Annotated in this window: 15 protein-coding genes; 8 read left to right on the top strand and 7 right to left on the bottom strand. The window is 62.9% G+C overall.

Features of this window, described 5'->3' with window-relative positions:
• Nucleotides 1-9 precede the first annotated feature (9 nt).
• Both trkA and KDB76_RS00365 read left to right on the top strand, forming a co-directional pair.
• Complete coding sequence (gene trkA, locus KDB76_RS00370; protein WP_013970264.1) at nt 10-1,383, top strand: Trk system potassium transporter TrkA; 1,374 nt, start codon at nt 10-12, stop codon at nt 1,381-1,383.
• An 11-nt stretch (nt 1,384-1,394) separates the two neighbouring features.
• Entirely contained in the window at nt 1,395-1,709 is a 315-nt protein-coding gene (locus KDB76_RS00365; RefSeq protein WP_024087942.1) for a tetratricopeptide repeat protein, read from the top strand.
• A 97-nt stretch (nt 1,710-1,806) separates the two neighbouring features.
• Here the strand turns inward: KDB76_RS00365 and KDB76_RS00360 are convergent, their stop codons facing one another.
• Both KDB76_RS00360 and KDB76_RS00355 read right to left on the bottom strand, forming a co-directional pair.
• Complete coding sequence (locus KDB76_RS00360; protein WP_003260003.1) at nt 1,807-2,694, bottom strand: lysophospholipid acyltransferase; 888 nt, start codon at nt 2,692-2,694, stop codon at nt 1,807-1,809.
• A 41-nt stretch (nt 2,695-2,735) separates the two neighbouring features.
• On the bottom strand, nt 2,736-3,287 hold the full coding sequence (locus KDB76_RS00355) for a DNA-3-methyladenine glycosylase I (protein ID WP_003260004.1): 552 nt from the start codon (nt 3,285-3,287) through the stop codon (nt 2,736-2,738).
• A gap of 83 nt (nt 3,288-3,370) precedes the next feature.
• On the opposite strand from KDB76_RS00355, the gene glyQ reads away from it, so the two are divergent.
• From glyQ to KDB76_RS00335, 4 genes are read left to right on the top strand one after another with little or no spacing between them, the layout of a single operon-like run.
• Nucleotides 3,371-4,318 (top strand): glycine--tRNA ligase subunit alpha, encoded by a 948-nt coding sequence (glyQ, locus tag KDB76_RS00350; RefSeq protein WP_013970261.1) that lies wholly within the window; start codon nt 3,371-3,373, stop codon nt 4,316-4,318.
• Entirely contained in the window at nt 4,315-6,366 is a 2,052-nt protein-coding gene (glyS, locus tag KDB76_RS00345; RefSeq protein ID WP_013970260.1) for a glycine--tRNA ligase subunit beta, read from the top strand. Before glyQ ends, glyS begins: the two co-directional genes overlap by 4 nt.
• Nucleotides 6,367-6,369: 3 nt before the next feature.
• Nucleotides 6,370-6,897 (top strand): D-glycero-beta-D-manno-heptose 1,7-bisphosphate 7-phosphatase, encoded by a 528-nt coding sequence (gene gmhB, locus KDB76_RS00340; RefSeq protein ID WP_013970259.1) that lies wholly within the window; start codon nt 6,370-6,372, stop codon nt 6,895-6,897.
• 46 nt (nt 6,898-6,943) lie between these two features.
• On the top strand, nt 6,944-7,729 hold the full coding sequence (locus KDB76_RS00335) for a lysophospholipid acyltransferase family protein (protein WP_025337179.1): 786 nt from the start codon (nt 6,944-6,946) through the stop codon (nt 7,727-7,729).
• Between the two features lie 201 nt (nt 7,730-7,930).
• Here the strand turns inward: KDB76_RS00335 and KDB76_RS00330 are convergent, their stop codons facing one another.
• Entirely contained in the window at nt 7,931-9,550 is a 1,620-nt protein-coding gene (locus KDB76_RS00330) for an MFS transporter (protein ID WP_023662756.1), read from the bottom strand.
• Nucleotides 9,551-9,648: 98 nt separating this feature from the next.
• The gene (locus tag KDB76_RS00325) at nt 9,649-11,295 is read right to left on the bottom strand and encodes a GMC family oxidoreductase N-terminal domain-containing protein (protein WP_024087941.1); all 1,647 of its coding nucleotides are present in this window, start codon (nt 11,293-11,295) and stop codon (nt 9,649-9,651) included.
• Between the two features lie 221 nt (nt 11,296-11,516).
• On the opposite strand from KDB76_RS00325, the gene KDB76_RS00320 reads away from it, so the two are divergent.
• Nucleotides 11,517-12,404, top strand: a complete 888-nt coding sequence (locus KDB76_RS00320) for a LysR family transcriptional regulator (protein WP_013970255.1) — start codon at nt 11,517-11,519, stop codon at nt 12,402-12,404.
• Here the strand turns inward: KDB76_RS00320 and KDB76_RS00315 are convergent.
• The 3 genes from KDB76_RS00315 to KDB76_RS00305 are packed head-to-tail and all read right to left on the bottom strand — an operon-like array spanning nt 12,393 to nt 15,403.
• Complete coding sequence (locus KDB76_RS00315; RefSeq protein ID WP_013970254.1) at nt 12,393-13,211, bottom strand: sulfite exporter TauE/SafE family protein; 819 nt, start codon at nt 13,209-13,211, stop codon at nt 12,393-12,395. The two genes, KDB76_RS00320 and KDB76_RS00315, sit on opposite strands and share 12 nt — an antisense overlap.
• Nucleotides 13,208-14,479, bottom strand: coding sequence for an FAD/NAD(P)-binding oxidoreductase (locus KDB76_RS00310; protein WP_013970253.1), 1,272 nt, complete (start codon nt 14,477-14,479; stop codon nt 13,208-13,210). Before KDB76_RS00310 ends, KDB76_RS00315 begins: the two co-directional genes overlap by 4 nt.
• Nucleotides 14,480-14,518: 39 nt before the next feature.
• Nucleotides 14,519-15,403: an MBL fold metallo-hydrolase gene (locus tag KDB76_RS00305; RefSeq protein ID WP_013970252.1), complete on the bottom strand. Its 885-nt coding sequence runs from the start codon at nt 15,401-15,403 to the stop codon at nt 14,519-14,521.
• Between the two features lie 222 nt (nt 15,404-15,625).
• Between KDB76_RS00305 and KDB76_RS00300 the strand changes: the two genes are divergently transcribed.
• A complete protein-coding gene (locus tag KDB76_RS00300; protein WP_013970251.1) occupies nt 15,626-16,918 on the top strand; it encodes a sigma-54-dependent Fis family transcriptional regulator in 1,293 nt (430 codons plus the stop codon).
• The last annotated feature ends 48 nt before the right edge of the window (nt 16,919-16,966 follow it).

Raw genomic sequence — 16,966 nt, 5'->3', positions numbered from 1 at the left:
GAGTAGCGGATGAAGATCATCATCCTCGGCGCAGGACAGGTAGGCGGTACGCTGGCGGAGCACCTGGCCAGCGAAGCCAACGACATCACCGTGGTCGACACTGACGGCGACCGCCTGCGCGACCTGGGCGACCGCCTGGACATCCGCACCGTGCAAGGCCGCGGCTCGCTGCCTACGGTGCTGCGCCAGGCCGGTGCCGATGACGCCGACATGCTGGTGGCGGTAACCAACAGCGACGAAACCAACATGGTCGCCTGCCAGGTGGCCTATTCGCTTTTCCACACCCCGACCAAGATTGCCAGGGTGCGCGAGTCGGCCTACCTGACCCGCGAAGAGCTGTTCGACAACGACCATATCCCGGTCGACGTACTGATCAGCCCCGAACAGGTGGTGACCAACTACATCAAGCGCCTGATCGAGCACCCAGGCTCGCTGCAGGTGATCGACTTCGCAGAAGGCAAGGCCCAGCTGGTGGCAGTTAAGGCGTACTACGGTGGCCCGCTGGTAGGCCAGCAACTGCGCCAGATCCGCGCGCACATGCCCAACGTCGACACCCGCGTGGCGGCCATCTTCCGCCGCGACCGCCCGATCACCCCGCGGGGCGACACGGTGATCGAAGCAGACGACGAAGTGTTCTTCATCGCCGCGAAGAAGGACATCCGCGCGGTGATGGGTGAGCTGCGCCGTATCGACGAAACCAACAAGCGTGTGGTCATCGCCGGTGGCGGGCAAATCGGCGAACGCCTGGCCGAGGCCATCGAAAGCCGCTACCAGGTGAAGATCATCGAGATGAGTCCGGCCCGTTGCCGACACCTCTCCGACACCCTGGAAAGCACCGTGGTGCTGCAGGGCAGCGCCTCGGATAAGGACCTGATGCTGGAGGAGAACATCGCCGACGCCGACATCTTCCTGGCCCTGACCAACGACGACGAGGCCAACATCATGTCGTCGCTGCTGGCCAAGCGCCTGGGTGCGCGCAAGGTGATGACCATCATCAACAACCCGGCCTATGTCGACCTGGTGCAGGGTGGCGACATCGACATCGCCATCAGCCCGCAGCTGGCCACCATCGGCACCTTGCTGGCGCACGTGCGCCGGGGCGACATCGTCAGCGTGCACTCGCTGCGCCGTGGCGCTGCCGAAGCTATCGAAGCGGTGGCGCACGGGGATTCGAAGTCGAGCAAGGTGGTCGGCAAGGCGATCGAAGACATCGCCCTGCCGCCGGGCACTACCATCGGCGCGATCATTCGTGACGAAGAGGTGATGATTGCCCACGACGACACCATGATCGAATCGGGCGACCATGTGATCCTGTTCGTTGTGGATAAAAAGCATATTCGGGATGTGGAGAAGCTGTTCCACGTCGGCTTGAGTTTCTTCTAGGAGCACAGGGCATGCGCGAATCGCTGGAGAAGATGCTGGCCAAGGGTGTGGATAACCCGTTGTTGAGGTTCGGCCTGGGCAAGGCCTGGCTGGACGAAGGCAATGGTGTTGAAGCGGCGTTGCATCTGGCACGGTGCGTGGAACAGGACCCGAAATACTCGGCGGCGTGGAAGCTGCTGGGCAAGGCGCATCAGCTGCAGGGTGACCTGGCGGCGGCGCGCAAGGCCTGGGAGGAGGGGATCGTGGCCGCGCAGGCCCATGGGGACAAGCAGGCCGAGAAAGAGATGACCGTGTTTCTGAAGAAACTCAACAAGACATCAGGTTAACGCAGTCCCTGTGGGAGCGGGTTCACCCGCGAATGCGATGTTGGATTCACCGACGCATTCGCGGGTAAACCCGCTCCCACAGGGGACAGTGAAAATCTCAGTACCAGCGTGGCTCGCCAGCCGGGCGCTTCTTGAAGCGCTTCATGCTCCACATGTACTGGCTCGGGTACTCGCGCACATAGCGCTCGACCACCTTGCTCATCGCCGCCGCCGACACGGTCACGTCGGTGCTGTACATCTCTTCCGGCGCCGCCTCCAGGAACACCTTGAAGCCCGAGCCGTCAGGCAACCGCAGGGCATGCAGGAACACCCCAACCGCCTTGCCCCCGGCCAGCATGTTCGGAACGAACTTGCTGGTCAGCGCCTGGGTACCCAGGAACGGCACGAACACCCCGGCCGACTCCGCCGGCTCCGGGTCGGCAGGAATACCCACCTGGCCACCACGGCGCACTTCCTTGATCACGCTGAGGATGCCTTCCTTGGTCGAAGGTGCCACGCGGTTGCCCATCTGCACCCGCTGCTCGCGCAGCAGGTCATCCACCGCCTTCAGCTTCGGCGGGCGATAGAAGATGATCGGTTTGCACTGGTTGCAGTAGAAGTGGTTCAGCACTTCCCAGTTACCCAGGTGGCTGGTGATGCCGACCACGCCCTTGCCCGAGGCCAGGGCCTGCTCCAGCACTTCCAGGCCGTGCACTTCCTTGACCAGCTCCAGCGAGCGCTGCGGCGGCCAGATCCAGGCACAGGCACTTTCGACGAAGGATTTACCGATATCCTTCAACGCGCGGCCCACCAGCTGCTCGCGCTCGGCCGGGTCCATCTCCGGGAAGCACTTGGCGAGGTTGATGCGCACGACATTGCGCGAGCCGTTGGGGATCTTCCACATCAGCCAGCCGATACCGGCGCCGACGCGCTGCACAGCGCCCCAGGGCAGCTTGGCAAACAGGCGCAGCACCCCGACCATCAGGGCGCCCTTGAACTTTTCCACAGGCGAATTCCTTATTTCAGCAAGGCGCGCATTGTAACCCCTCAGCGCAACAAGGCGGCGTAGCGATCGCAATCGGTGGTGTGGTCCATGACCATGCCGGTGGCCTGCATGAAGGCATAGCAGATGGTCGGGCCAACGAACGTGAAGCCGGCTTTCTGCAGGGCTTTGCTCATCGCCTTGGCTTCATCGGTAACCGCTGGCACCTCGCTGCGGCCAGTGAAGTGGTTGATCTTCGGCGCACCACCGACGAATGACCAGAGCCAGTCGGCGGGGTTGTCCACAGCCAGCCAGGCCTGGGCATTACGCCTGGCAGCCTTAAGCTTGAGGCGGTTGCGGATGATGCCGGCATCCTGCATCAGCTCCTCGATGCGTTCGTCGCTCATGACGGCGAGTTTCACCGGATCGAAGCCGTGCATCACCTCGCGATAACGCTCGCGTTTACGCAATACGGTGATCCACGAAAGCCCCGCCTGGAACCCTTCGAGCAAAAGCATCTCGAACAGCAACGCCGGGTCACGCTGGGGCGTTCCCCATTCCTGGTCGTGGTAGGCCTGGTACAACGGATCGTCGGTACACCAAAAGCAGCGTGGCATAAGGCTCCAATGAGTAGAGGGCGAGGCGAATCAGGTTATACTCCCGCTCTTTACATCCGCATCCCCAGATACAGGTGAATTTCGTGAGCCAGCCTACGCCAGCCGTGCGTACCTTCCAAGACCTGATCCTCGCCCTGCAGAACTACTGGGCCGAGCAAGGTTGTGTGGTGCTTCAGCCCTACGATATGGAAGTAGGCGCCGGCACTTTCCACACCGCTACATTCCTGCGCGCCGTGGGTCCAGAAACCTGGAACGCCGCCTATGTGCAGCCTAGCCGTCGCCCTGCCGACGGGCGGTATGGCGAAAACCCCAACCGCCTGCAGCACTACTACCAGTTCCAGGTGGTACTGAAGCCCAACCCGGCCAACTTCCAGGAGCTGTACCTCGGCTCGCTGAAAGCCATCGGCCTGGACCCGCTGGTCCACGACATTCGCTTCGTCGAAGACAACTGGGAATCGCCGACCCTCGGCGCCTGGGGCCTGGGCTGGGAAATCTGGCTCAACGGCATGGAAGTCACCCAGTTCACCTACTTCCAGCAGGTAGGCGGCATCGAGTGCTACCCAGTCACGGGTGAAATCACCTACGGCCTGGAGCGCCTGGCCATGTACATCCAGGGCGTCGACTCGGTGTACGACCTGGTGTGGGCCGACGGCCCGTTCGGCAAGGTCACCTACGGCGACGTGTTCCACCAAAACGAGGTGGAGCAGTCGACCTACAACTTCGAGCACGCCAACGTCGACAAGCTGTTCGAGCTGTTCGACTTCTACGAAAGCGAAGCCAACCGCCTGATCAAGCTTGAGCTGCCGCTGCCGACCTATGAAATGGTCCTGAAGGCCTCGCACACCTTCAACCTGCTGGACGCCCGCCGCGCCATCTCGGTAACCGAGCGCCAGCGCTACATCCTGCGTGTACGTACCCTGGCCCGGGACGTGGCGCAAAGCTATCTGCAAGCCCGCGCACGCCTGGGCTTCCCGATGGCCACCCCTGAACTGCGTGACGAAGTGTTGGCTAAGCTGGAGGCTGCACAATGAGTGCTCAAGATTTCCTGGTAGAACTGGGCACCGAGGAGCTGCCACCGAAGGCCCTCGCCAGCCTTGGCGAAGCCTTCCTGGCGGGTATCGAGAAGGGCCTGCAGGCCGCTGGCTTGAACTATACCGGCAAGCAGGTTTACGCCGCGCCGCGCCGCTTGGCCGTGCTGATCCGCCAGCTGGACGTGCAACAGCCTGACCGCAGCATCAATATCGACGGCCCGCCCCTGCAGGCTGCTTTCAAAGACGGCGAGCCGACCCAGGCTGCCTTGGGCTTTGCCAAGAAATGCGGTGTGGAGCTGTCGGAAATCGACCAGAGCGGCCCCAAGCTGCGCTTCTCCCAGCACATCCCGGGCAAGGCCACCACCGGCCTGCTGCCGACCATCGTCGAAGATTCGCTCAACGACCTGCCGATCCCCAAGCGCATGCGCTGGGCGGCAAGCCGTGAAGAGTTCGTGCGCCCGACCCAATGGCTGGTGATGCTGCTGGGCGACCAGGTGGTCGACTGCACCATCCTGTCGCAGAAGGCAGGCCGTGAATCCCGTGGCCACCGCTTCCACCACCCGGAAAACGTGGTGATTACCACCCCGGCCAACTACGTCGAAGACCTGCGCAAAGCCTACGTGCTGGCCGACTTCGCCGAGCGCCGCGAGCTGATCAGCAAGCGTACCGCCGAGCTGGCCATGCAGCAGGAAGGCAGCGCCATCGTGCCGCCGGCGCTGCTGGACGAAGTGACCGCCCTGGTCGAGTGGCCAGTGCCGCTGGTGTGCTCGTTCGAGGAGCGTTTCCTCGAAGTCCCGCAGGAAGCCCTGATCACCACCATGCAGGACAACCAGAAGTACTTCTGCCTGCTGGACAGCGAAGGCAAGCTGCTGCCGCGCTTCATCACCGTGGCCAACGTCGAGAGCCGCGACCCGAAGCAGATCGTGCAAGGTAACGAGAAGGTCGTGCGCCCACGCCTGACCGACGCCGAGTTCTTCTTCAAGCAGGACAAGAAGCAGCCGCTGGAAACCTTCAACGAGCGCCTGAAGAACGTGGTGTTCCAGGCTCAGCTGGGTACCGTGTACGACAAGGCCGAGCGCGTCTCCAAGCTGGCCGCCTTCATCGCCCCGCTGATCGGCGGCGACGCCCAGCGCGCCGGCCGCGCCGGCCTGCTGTCGAAGTGCGACCTGGCCACCGAGATGGTCGGCGAATTCCCTGAAATGCAGGGTGTTGCCGGTTACTACTACGCGCTCAACGACGGTGAGCCGGAAGACGTGGCCCTGGCCCTGAACGAGCAGTACATGCCGCGCGGTGCTGGCGCCGAGCTGCCGCAGACCCTCACCGGTGCTGCGGTGGCCATCGCCGACAAGCTCGACACCCTGGTCGGCATCTTCGGCATCGGCATGCTGCCTACCGGCAGCAAGGACCCGTACGCCCTGCGCCGTGCCGCCTTGGGCGTGCTGCGTATCCTGATCGAGAAGCAGCTGGACCTGGACCTGACCGGTGCGGTCGAGTTCGCGGTCAAGCAGTTCGGCGCCAAGGTCAAGGCCGCCGGCTTGGCCGAACAGGTGCTGGAGTTCATCTTCGACCGCCTGCGTGCGCGTTACGAAGACGAAGGCATCGACGTGGCCACCTACCTGTCGGTCCGTGCCCTGCAGCCAGGTTCTGCCTTGGACTTCGACCAGCGCGTGCAGGCTGTACAAGCCTTCCGCAAGCTGCCGGAAGCCGAGGCCCTGGCCGCGGTGAACAAGCGCGTGTCGAACCTGCTGAGCAAGGCCGAAGGCGCCATCGCCGATCACGTCGAGCCGAAGTACTTCGACAACGCCAACGAGTTCTCCCTGTACTCGGCCATCCAGCAGGCCGACCAGGCCGTGCAACCGATGGCTGCTGCACGCCAGTACAGCGAATCGCTGGCCCGCCTGGCGGCCCTGCGTGACCCGGTCGACGCCTTCTTCGAGGCGGTGATGGTCAACGCCGAGGATGCCAAGGTACGCGCCAACCGTTATGCCCTGCTCAGCCGCCTGCGCGGCCTGTTCCTGGGCGTGGCCGACATTTCGCTGCTGGGGTAAGCCTTGAAACTGCTGATTCTCGACCGTGACGGAGTAATCAACTACGACTCCGACGCCTACATCAAGACGCTGGACGAGTGGGTGCCGATCCCTGGCTCGGTCGAAGCGATCGCGCAGTTGAGCAAGGCGGGCTGGACGGTGGCCGTGGCCACCAACCAGTCCGGCATTGCCCGTGGCTACTATGCGCTGACTACCCTCGAGGCCATGCACGCGCGCCTGCGCGCGCTGGTGGCCGAGCAGGGTGGCGAAGTGGGCCACATCGTGTATTGCCCGCACGGGCCAGACGAAGGCTGCGATTGCCGCAAGCCCAAGCCTGGCATGCTGCGGGCGATCGCCGAGCATTACCAGGTCGGCCTGGAAGGCGTCTGGTTCGTTGGCGACAGCAAAGGTGACCTGGAGGCCGCCCTGGCCGTCGGTGCACAACCCGTGTTGGTGAAAACCGGCAAGGGCGAGCGGACCCTGGAAAAAGGCGTCCCGGAAACTACACTGATTTTCGACGATCTGGCAGCTATCGCCAGAGAACTAATTTAAACAGTGCGCCTTCGGGCGCATTTTTCTCAGGCGGGCATGCCCCGCAATGGTACAAGCCACTATGTCGATCCTGCAGGCGATCAGAATCTTTCTTTTTTACCTGCTGCTGGGCACCAGTTCGCTGCTGTGGTGCTCGCTGAGCTTCTTCGTCGCGCCGTTCCTGTCGTTCCCCAAGCGCTACAAGTTCATCAACGTGTACTGGTGCCGTTGCGCGTTGTTCCTTGTGCGCACCATCCTGGGTATCGACTACAAGATCACTGGCGCCGAGAACGTGCCTGATGAGCCTTGCGTGATCCTGTCCAACCACCAGAGCACCTGGGAAACCTTCTTCCTTTCCCAGTATTTCTCGCCGCTGAGCCAGGTGCTCAAGCGCGAGTTGCTGTACGTGCCGTTCTTCGGTTGGGCCATGGCCATGCTGCGGCCGATCGCGATCAACCGCGATAACCCCAAGGAAGCCCTGCGCCAGGTAGCCAGCAAGGGTGACGAGCTGCTCAAGCAGAAGACCTGGGTACTGATCTTCCCGGAAGGCACCCGCGTGCCATTCGGCACCATGGGAAAGTTCTCCCGTGGCGGTACCGCGCTGGCAGTGAATGCCGGGCTGCCGGTGCTGCCGATTGCCCATAACGCCGGCAAGTTCTGGCCCAAGACCGGTTGGGGCAAGCGCGCGGGCACAATCGAGGTGGTGATTGGCGAGCCGATGTACGCCAACGGCACCGGGCCACGGGCCATCGCCGAGCTCAACGACCGCGCCGCGGCGTGGAACGAAGCGACCCAGCGGGCCATGGGTTCGCTGCCGCCAGCAGAAGAAAAACCCCAGGAACAGATGGCCTGACCATCTGTGGATAACTTGTGAACTGTTTTTGGATTAAAAGACTGAAGTGATCGCTAAGTATTTGAATTAGCTGTTTATTTCTGTGTATGACATTTTTCTGAAAATCGTGCATAAGTTTTTTTGGGGCATAAGAAAACCGGCTTTTACAGCCGGTTTTTTTATTGCCTCATGCGGGCGTGTAGAAACGGCCCGTTGCAGCCGTCAGATCTTGTCGATATCCACATCCTTGGTTTCTTTCAGGCAGAAGATCCCCACCACCAGGCTGACCCCGGTCACCAGCACCGGGTACCACAGCCCATAGAAGATATCCCCGGTGTACACCACCAGCGCGAACGACACCGTTGGCAGGAAGCCACCGAACCAGCCGTTGCCAATGTGGTAGGGCAGTGACATGGAGGTGTAGCGGATGCGAGTGGGGAACAGCTCGACCATCACCGCCGCCAGCGGGCCATAGGTCATGGTCGCGATCAGGATCATCGCCACGATCAGCACCACCACCATCACTTGGTTGACCTGCCCAGGGTCGGCCTTGGCCGGGTAGCCAGCCTGTTCCACCGCCGCACGCATGGCCGCTTCGTCGAAGCCGTTGATGGTCTTGTCACCGATGTTCACCACCACATCGCTACCTGCCACATCCACCGAGCTGTATGGCAAGCCCTGCTTGACTAGGAATGTCTTGACCTTGTCGCAGGGGCTGTCGAAGCGCGCCTTGCCTACCGGGTCGAACTGGAAAGTACAGCCTCTCGGGTCGGCAGTGACAACGATCGGCGCCTGGCGGCTGGCCGCGTCGATCTGTGGGTTGGCGTAGTGGCTCAGCGCCTTGAACAGCGGGAAGTACAGCACCGTGGCCAGCAGCAGGCCGAGCATCAGGATCGGCTTGCGGCCAATCCGGTCGGACAACCAGCCGAAGAACACGAAGAACGGCGCACCAATGACAACGCTGATGATCAGCAGGGTGTTGGCCTGGGCCGGGTCCATCTTCAGCATCTGGGTCATGAAGAACAGCACGTAGAACTGCGCCGTGTAGAAGGTCACGGCCTGCCCGGCGTTGATGCTGAACAGGGCGGTGAGCACCACTTTAAGGTTCGGCCAGGAAGTGAACGACTCACGGATCGGCGACTTGCTGACCTTGCCCTGAGCCTTCATTTTCACGAAGGCCGGCGACTCGTGCATGCTCATGCGGATCCAGGTGGAAATCGCCAGCAGCACGATCGACAACAGGAACGGCAGGCGCCAACCCCAGGTTTCGAACTGGTCGCCACTGATATAGCGGCTGCCCAGCACCACCACCAGCGACAACAATAGGCCAAGGGTGGCGGTGGACTGGATGAAACCCGTGTGGAAACCGCGCTTGCCGGGCGGCGCATGCTCGGCCACATAGGTGGCCGCACCGCCGTATTCACCACCCAGCGCCAGCCCCTGCAGCATGCGCAGGACCACCAGGATGATCGGTGCCGCGATGCCGATGCTGGCGTAGGTGGGCAACAACCCTACCGCGAAGGTGGACAGGCCCATCAGCACGATGGTGACCAGGAAGGTGTACTTGCGCCCGATCATGTCGCCCAGCCGGCCGAACACCAGCGCGCCGAATGGCCGCACCAGAAAGCCGGCGGCAAAGGCCATGAGGGCGAAGATGAAGGCGGTGGTGTCGTTCACGCCAGCGAAAAACTGCTTGCTGATGACCGCTGCCAGCGCACCATAGAGAAAAAAGTCATACCACTCGAAAACTGTCCCGAGGGATGACGCGAAGATGATCTTGCGTTCTTCACGACGGCTGGAGCTGCTGGCCGCCGCACCCTGCTCTTGGATGTAATCCGACATCGTTGCTGTCCTCGGCCCGCAGGCCACAGTGATTATTCTTGTTGTTCCACTGTCGGCAGCTTCTGACCGCCAGCTGCCGGTACTGCACGCACCCGGGGTCAGGGCGTCGGTATCGCGTCTTCGTTCAGATAGGTCTGGGTAGCAGCTCCTTTGAGGATCAGTTGCGCCGCCTTCTCGGCGATCATCAGGGTGGGTGAACAGGTATTGCCGGAGGTGATCTGCGGCATGATCGAGGCGTCCGCCACGCGCAGGCCGGGAATGCCGTGTACGCGCAACTGGTTATCCACAACGTCCAGTTCGCCATTGCCCATGCGGCAGGTGCCGACCGGGTGGAAGATGGTGGTGCCGATCTTGCCGGCGGCTTCGAACAGCTCTTCTTCGGTTTGCAGGGCTGGGCCCGGCAGGTATTCCTTTGGGTCGAACGCAGCGAGGGCAGGGGCCTGGACGATACGCCGGGTAAGGCGAATGGCATCGGCGGCGACGCGCAGGTCCTGGGAGTCGCTGAGGTAGTTGGGGTCGATCAGCGGCGTGCTGTTCATGTCGCTGCTGCGGATATCGATACGCCCGCGGCTGGCCGGGCGCAGGTTGCACACCGAGGCGGTAAAGGCCGGGAACGTGTGCAGTGGTTCGCCGAATCTCTCAAGTGACAGCGGCTGCACGTGGTACTGCAGGTTGGCGGTGGCCTGCTCCGGGCTTGAACGCACGAATGCACCCAGCTGGCTCGGGGCCATGGCCAGCGGGCCACTGCGGTCATAGAGGTAGCGCAGGCCCATGCCCATCTTGCCCCACAGGCTGTTGGCCATCTGGTTCAGGGTACGGGAATTGCGGATCTGGTAGATCAGGCGCAGCTGCAGGTGATCCTGCAGGTTGCCGCCAACACCGGGCATGTCGTGACGCACGCCAATGCCCAGGCTTTCCAATAACTGCCGCGGGCCGATGCCGGAGCGCTGCAGAATACAGGGAGAGCCCACAGCACCCGCACAGAGGATGATCTCGCGACGTGCCGAAAACTCGTGCCAGGCACCCTGCCAGAACGCCTTTACCGCCCGTGCACGGGTGTTGTTGAGCAGCACCTGGTCAACCTGAACGCCGGTCAGCACGGTGAGGTTGGGGCGATCCTTGATCGGCCGTAGAAAAGCCTTGGAAGCGTTCCAGCGCACACCGCTGCGCTGGTTGACCTGGAAATATCCACAGCCCTGGTTGTCGCCGGTATTGAAGTCATCGACCTTGCCGATGCCGCTTTGCTCGGCGGCATCACGGAAGGCATCGAGGATCGGCCAGCTATAGCGCTGGCGCTCGACCCGCCATTCGCCATCACCACCGTGGTGCTCGCTGGCGCCGGCAAAGTGGCTTTCGCTGGCCTTGAACAGCGGCAGTACGTCCTTCCAGGCCCAGCCGTCGTTGCCTTGCTCGGCCCAACGGTCGTAGTCGGCAGCCTGGCCGCGCATGTAGATCATGCCGTTGATCGAGGAGCAGCCACCCAGCACCTTGCCGCGTGGATAGCCCAGCGCACGACCGCCCAGGCCGGGCTGCGCCTCGGTCTTGAAGCACCAGTCGGTGCGCGGGTTGCCGATGCAATAGAGGTAACCGACGGGGATATGGATCCAGGGATAGTTGTCGCGCCCACCCGCTTCCAGCAGCAGCACTCGGCAGGAAGGGTCGGCGGACAAACGATTGGCCAACAGGCAACCGGCGGGACCGGCCCCTACGACCACGTAGTCGAAGACAGAATCGGCTGATGGCATGTGCAACCTCGGGCCTGATTATTATTCTTGTCCCGATCCATCTTAGTGAGTAATTTCGTGGAGGAAACACGAGATTTCGCGCAGCCGCTGTGCGTTTTAGCACAGTGGTAAGTCTGTACTGGCCTCTTCGCGGGCACGCCCGCTCCCACAAGGTAACGCGATCCCTGTGGGAGCGGGCGTGCCCGCGAAGAGGCCGGAACGAACTGCCAAAAAGGATCAGCATGTTCGACTGGAACGATCTGCGGTTTTTCCTCGAGTTGCAGCGCAGCGGCCGCCTGCTTACCGCCGCCAAGCGCCTCAACACCACCCACAGCACCGTGGCCCGGCACATCGAGAGCATCGAGCAAAGCCTGGGTACTGCGCTGTTCGTGCAGCATGCCCAGGGCTATGAACTGACCCCCTCGGGCCAGGCCCTGCTCAAGCACGCCGAAGCCATGGAAAACGTCGCCCTGCTGGCGCAGGAAGAAATCACCCAGGCCATCACGCCGCTGGGCAAGATTCGCCTGGGGGTGACCGAAGGCATCGGCATCATGTTCTTCACCCCGCGCATGAATGCGCTGTTCGACCGCTACCCCGGCCTGGAAGTGGAGCTGGTGGCAGTGCCGCGCTTCGTCAGCATCCTCAACCGCGAGGCGGAGATCAGCATCCACCTGGAACGGCCCAACGCCGACCTGCTGATCACCCGCAAACTCACCGACTATCGCCTGGCCCTGTACGCCAGCCAGGACTACCTGGATCGCGCGCCCCCGCTGCGCAACCGCGAGGACCTGGCCCGGCACAGCTGGATCGGCTATGTCGACGACCTGCTGTTCAGCCAGGAACTGCTGTTTCTCAACAGCTTCTGCCGGGCCCCCAACGTGGTGTTTCGCAGCACCAGCGTGATCGCCCAGCAAACCGCCGCCCGCGCCGGGTTGGGCATCGCCGTACTGCCCAACTACATGGCCCGCCACGACCCGACGCTGGTGCGCGTGCTGCCTGGCGAAACCATCCAGCGCAGCTACTGGATCTGTACCCGCCGCGAACTGCACAAGTCGGTGCGCCTGCGGGTAGTGTGGGACTACCTGCTGGCGCTATGCGCGGCAGAACAGAGCGAGCTGCTAGCCCAGTAGCGCCTTGCCGGCCAGCAGCAGGGCCGCAGCCCAACCGGCCACGGCAAACATCTGCTGCAAGCGCGGCCCGGCCAGCCTGGCCGCCAATGGCCGCGCCAGCAACAGGCCGAGCACCGCACCGACGGCGAACGGGGCGCCAACCTGCCAGTGCATTACCCCTGCGAGGCTGGCGCTGACCACACTGCCGGTGGACACCAGCGCGATCACCGCCAGCGAAGTGGAGACGATGCTGGCCATGCGCAGGTTGGTGTAGCGGTTAAGGGCCGGGATGATGACAAAGCCACCGCCCACGCCCAGCAGGCCGGACAGCAGCCCTGACAATGCGCCGGTAAAGGCCAGGGCGCGCGCGCAGGGCAGGGTCCAGCGCAAACGGCCCTGCAGCGGGTTCAGCACGCAGGGTTCGATGTAGCGATGGGCATCATTGGCTTCGCCGCGCAGTTCCTTGGCCGCCTTGCGCCAGATACGCAGGCAGGCATACACCAACACCCCGGCGAACACCAACTGCAGTGGCGTGTTCGGCAGGCGGTGCGCCAGCATCAGCCCGAACGGCGCCGCTGCCACACCGATCAATGCGATGAACAGCGCCGCCCGGTAGCGCACCAGGCCCTGCCGCAAGCCCAGCACAGCACCCACCGCTGCCGCCATGCCTACGGCCAGCAGGCCGACCGGTGCCGCCTCGACCATCGACAGCCCCAGGCCGAACACCAGCAAAGGCACTGCGAGAATGCCACCGCCGGCACCGGTCAACGCCAGCACGGCACCGATGATCGCGCCCAGGCCCGCTCCCAGTATTTGATGTTCGATCACTGCCGACCCTCGGCTACCAACGGCTGTGGCCGTGCCAGCCACTCGCGGCCCTTGAGCATGCCTTTCCAGTACAAGGGTGGCAGCACCTGCGCCTTGAGCAACCAGGCCAGACGTGTCGGCTTGCGGCCATCCAGCAACCAATTGGGGAAGCTTGGAGCCAGCTTGCCGCCATAGGTGAACTCGGCCAGCACGATCTTGCCGCGTTCGACGGTGAGCGGGCACGATCCATAACCATCGTACTGGGCCAGGGTAGGCAGCCTGCCCAGGGCCACCAGTACATTGTTGGCCACGACCGGAGCCTGCTTGCGTGCAGCGGCGGCGGTCTTGGCATTGCTGGTATTGGCCACGTCCCCAAGGGCATGGACATTGGTGAAGTGGCGATGGCGCAGGGTATGCGGATCGACATCGACCCAGCCGGCGCTGTCGGCCAACGGGCTTTCACGAATGAAGTCCGGTGCCACCTGCGGCGGTACTACATGCAGCATGTCGAAGGCCTCAATACGAGTTTCGCTGCTGCCATCGGCCAAGGTACGCACGAAGGTGGCTCGCTTGTTCGGCCCGTCCACGGCGACCAGGCGGTGGGAAAAATTGAGGTCCACGGCGTACTTGTCGATGTACTTCATCAATGCGGGCACGTAGTCCGCCACACCGAACAATACTGCGCCGGCATTGAAGAAACTGGCTTTCACAGCCCCCAGGTGACCATGCCGCAGCCAGTGGTCGCAAGACAGGTACAGCGCCTTCTGCGGGGCGCCTGCGCACTTGATCGGCATGGGCGGCTGGCAAAACAGGGCTCGGCCTTGCTTGAGCTTCTGCACCAGTTCCCAGGTGTAGGGCGCCAGGTCGTAGCGGTAGTTGGAGGTGACGCCATTGCGGCCCAAGGTCTCGCTGAGGCCATCAATGGCCGCCCAATCCAGCTTGAGGCCGGGGCAGACCACCAACTGTTCATAACTGATGGCGCGGCCGCCTTCGAGGAGGACCAGTTGGCCCAGCGGGTCGAACCCCTGCACACGTGCCTTTATCCAGCGAACGCCGCGCGGAATGGTCGAGGCCATGGTGCGAGCAGTGCTTGGCGCCTTGAACACACCGGCACCGACCATAGTCCAGCCGGGCTGGTAGTAATGCACTTCGGCGGGGTCGATCAAGGTCACATCCAGCGACGGGTCACGGCTGATCAAGCTGGAAGCGGTGGCGATTCCGGCGGCGCCGGCACCGACGATGACCACTTTGTGGTGGTCGGTATTGGCAGGGGACAACAAGGCAGGCATGGCGGTAAATCCTGTAAATCTGGTTATGGGGCAGGGCGGTCACAGCTTGTTCAGCGGTATCTTCAGGTAGCTCACACCGTTATCTTCCGGCGCGGGGAACTGGCCGCTGCGCATGTTCACCTGCACCGAAGGCAGGATCAGCACGGGCATGTCGAGGGTCTTGTCGCGGGCTTCACGCATGGCGACGAAGCTGTCCTCATCGATGCCCTGGTGGATATGAATATTGTTGGCGCGCTGCTCGGCCACGGTGGTGACGTACTGCATGTCACGGCCACCTGGCAGGTAGTCGTGGCACATGAACAGCCGGGTCTGGTCGGGGAAGGCCAGCAAGCGACGGATCGAGCGGTACAGGGTGCGAGCATCAGCCCCAGGGAAGTCGCAACGGGCAGTACCGTAGTCGGGCATGAACAGGGTGTCGCCGACGAACACCGCTGTCTCGCCGGCGTCCTCGATCATGAAGCTCATGCACGCAGGTGTGTGCCCTGGGGTGTGCAACGCACGGGCATGCAGGTTGCCAATGCGGAAACCTTCCTCGTCCTCGAACAGCACATCGAATTGGCTGCCATCGCGGGCGAAGCCAGGCTCGGCGTTGAACAACGCACCGAACACTTTCTGTACCTGGGTGATATGCGCGCCGATGGCGGTATGGCCGCCAAGCTTTTCCTTCAAATAGGCCGCCGCCGAAAGGTGGTCGGCATGCACATGGGTTTCCAGCACCCACTGCACCTCAGCTCGCAGCTCCTTCACCCGGCCAATCAACTGGTCCGCAGAAGCAGTGCAGGTACGCCCCGACTTGGGGTCATAGTCCAAGACACTGTCGATCAACGCACACTTGCGCGTTTCGCCGTCCATGACCAGGTAGCTGATGGTGGAGGTCGCCTTGTCGTAAAAGGCGTCCACGTGCAGGTTGTTGCCGATGATCATCGCGTTCTCCAATTTATCCGCCCAGCCTTGTACAGGCGTAGGCAGTGCCAGGAGGTTTATCAAGATGCATGCCAGGCATTTTCCTGCGGTCTGGCCAATAAAACCGGCCCGTTGCTGACAATTGCCGACGACAGTGGCAGCGCAGATGGCAGTCGACTGTCAGCCAATGGCAGTGTTTGGCAGTCCTTGTTACCCTGCGCCGGTCATCCAATCGGTGCCGTCATGCCTGAAGCCCATCCCCTCATCCTAGCTTTGGTTTCCTATCTTGAGCACGATGCCCTGCCAACCATCGTGCTGGATACCGACTACAACATCCTGGCGGCCAACGCTGCCTATCGCCGCCAGTTCGGTCGCCATGAGCAGGCGCCGCTGGGTGAGAAATGCCACAAGGTCTCGCACCACTACGCCGTGCCTTGCGACCAGGCCGGCGAGCATTGCCCGATGCGCAAGGCGTGGCACAGCAAGGCACCGGAGCGGGTTTTGCACATTCATCACACGCCACGCGGCCCCGAGCATGTGGATGTAGAGCTGCGGCCGATCCTGGATGAACAGGGCAGGGTGGTGGCCTTTGTCGAACGCCTGACCAGCATCACCCTCGCGTCGGCGCAGCCTCAGGAACAAGGGCTGGTCGGCCGCGCGCCAGCGTTCAAAGCGGCCCTGGCCAGCCTGCAACGTGCGGCGCCGGCGCAGATCCCGGTGTTGCTGCAGGGTGAGTCAGGTACCGGCAAGGAACTGTTCGCCCGTGCGGTGCACATGGGCAGCCCCAGGGCCAACGGCCCGTTGGTGGTGGTTGACTGTACCGGCCTGACCGAGTCGTTGTTCGAGAGCGAGTTGTTCGGCTACGAGAAGGGCGCGTTCACTGGCGCCAACCAGCGCAAGATCGGCCTGGCTGAAGCGGCGCATGGTGGCACCCTGTTTCTGGATGAAATTGGCGAGGTCCCGCTGGCGATGCAAGTGAAGCTGCTGCGCCTGATCGAGTCCGGCAGCTTCCGCCCGGTGGGTAGCCTGCGTACGGTGCATTCGGATTTCCGCCTGGTATCGGCAACCCATAAACCGCTGAAGCAAATGGTCGCGGACGGCACCTTCCGCGAAGACCTGTACTACCGCATCAGCGGCTTCCCGATCCGTCTGCCGGCGTTGCGCGAACGAGCAGAAGACCTGCCGTTGCTCGCCCAGAGCCTGCTGCAGCGCATGGCCGGCAAGCCGACACCCAGGCTGAGCGACGAGGCCTTGCAGCAGCTTGGGCTGCATCCATTCCCGGGCAACATTCGCGAGCTGCGCAATATTCTGGAAAGGGCGCGCTTGTTTGCGGACGACGGGCTGATCCGGCCCGAGCATTTGCCGGAGGATATTGGCCCGGCGGGGGCGATCAAGACAGGTGGCCGGCGCAATCACCTAGGTGAGCTGGCGCAGGCACTGGAACAGTTCAAGGGCTCGCGCAGTGAACTGGCCCGTCACCTTGGCCTGAGCGAGCGCACGCTGTATCGCCGGTTGAAGGAGCTTGGCCTGAATTGACGCGTTCGGTTAACGCGGTCTACAAGGGCACGCGTATCCCCGAGGGCA

The sequence above is a fragment of the Pseudomonas sp. JS425 genome (genome assembly GCF_018223845.1).
GTDB classification, from domain to species: domain Bacteria; phylum Pseudomonadota; class Gammaproteobacteria; order Pseudomonadales; family Pseudomonadaceae; genus Aquipseudomonas; species Aquipseudomonas asiatica.
The sequence above is the reverse complement of the archived record's forward strand: the minus strand, read 5'-3'. Positions and strand labels throughout refer to the sequence as shown.

Coding starts and splice junctions, on each gene's coding strand:
- trkA (WP_013970264.1), top strand. CDS start 10: ATGAAGATCATCATCCTCGGCGCAGGACAGGTAGGCGGTACGCTGGCG.
- KDB76_RS00365 (WP_024087942.1), top strand. CDS start 1,395: ATGCGCGAATCGCTGGAGAAGATGCTGGCCAAGGGTGTGGATAACCCG.
- KDB76_RS00355 (WP_003260004.1), bottom strand. CDS start 3,287: ATGCCACGCTGCTTTTGGTGTACCGACGATCCGTTGTACCAGGCCTAC.
- glyS (WP_013970260.1), top strand. CDS start 4,315: ATGAGTGCTCAAGATTTCCTGGTAGAACTGGGCACCGAGGAGCTGCCA.
- KDB76_RS00335 (WP_025337179.1), top strand. CDS start 6,944: ATGGTACAAGCCACTATGTCGATCCTGCAGGCGATCAGAATCTTTCTT.
- KDB76_RS00330 (WP_023662756.1), bottom strand. CDS start 9,550: ATGTCGGATTACATCCAAGAGCAGGGTGCGGCGGCCAGCAGCTCCAGC.
- KDB76_RS00325 (WP_024087941.1), bottom strand. CDS start 11,295: ATGCCATCAGCCGATTCTGTCTTCGACTACGTGGTCGTAGGGGCCGGT.
- KDB76_RS00320 (WP_013970255.1), top strand. CDS start 11,517: ATGTTCGACTGGAACGATCTGCGGTTTTTCCTCGAGTTGCAGCGCAGC.
- KDB76_RS00310 (WP_013970253.1), bottom strand. CDS start 14,479: ATGCCTGCCTTGTTGTCCCCTGCCAATACCGACCACCACAAAGTGGTC.
- KDB76_RS00305 (WP_013970252.1), bottom strand. CDS start 15,403: ATGATCATCGGCAACAACCTGCACGTGGACGCCTTTTACGACAAGGCG.
- KDB76_RS00300 (WP_013970251.1), top strand. CDS start 15,626: ATGCCTGAAGCCCATCCCCTCATCCTAGCTTTGGTTTCCTATCTTGAG.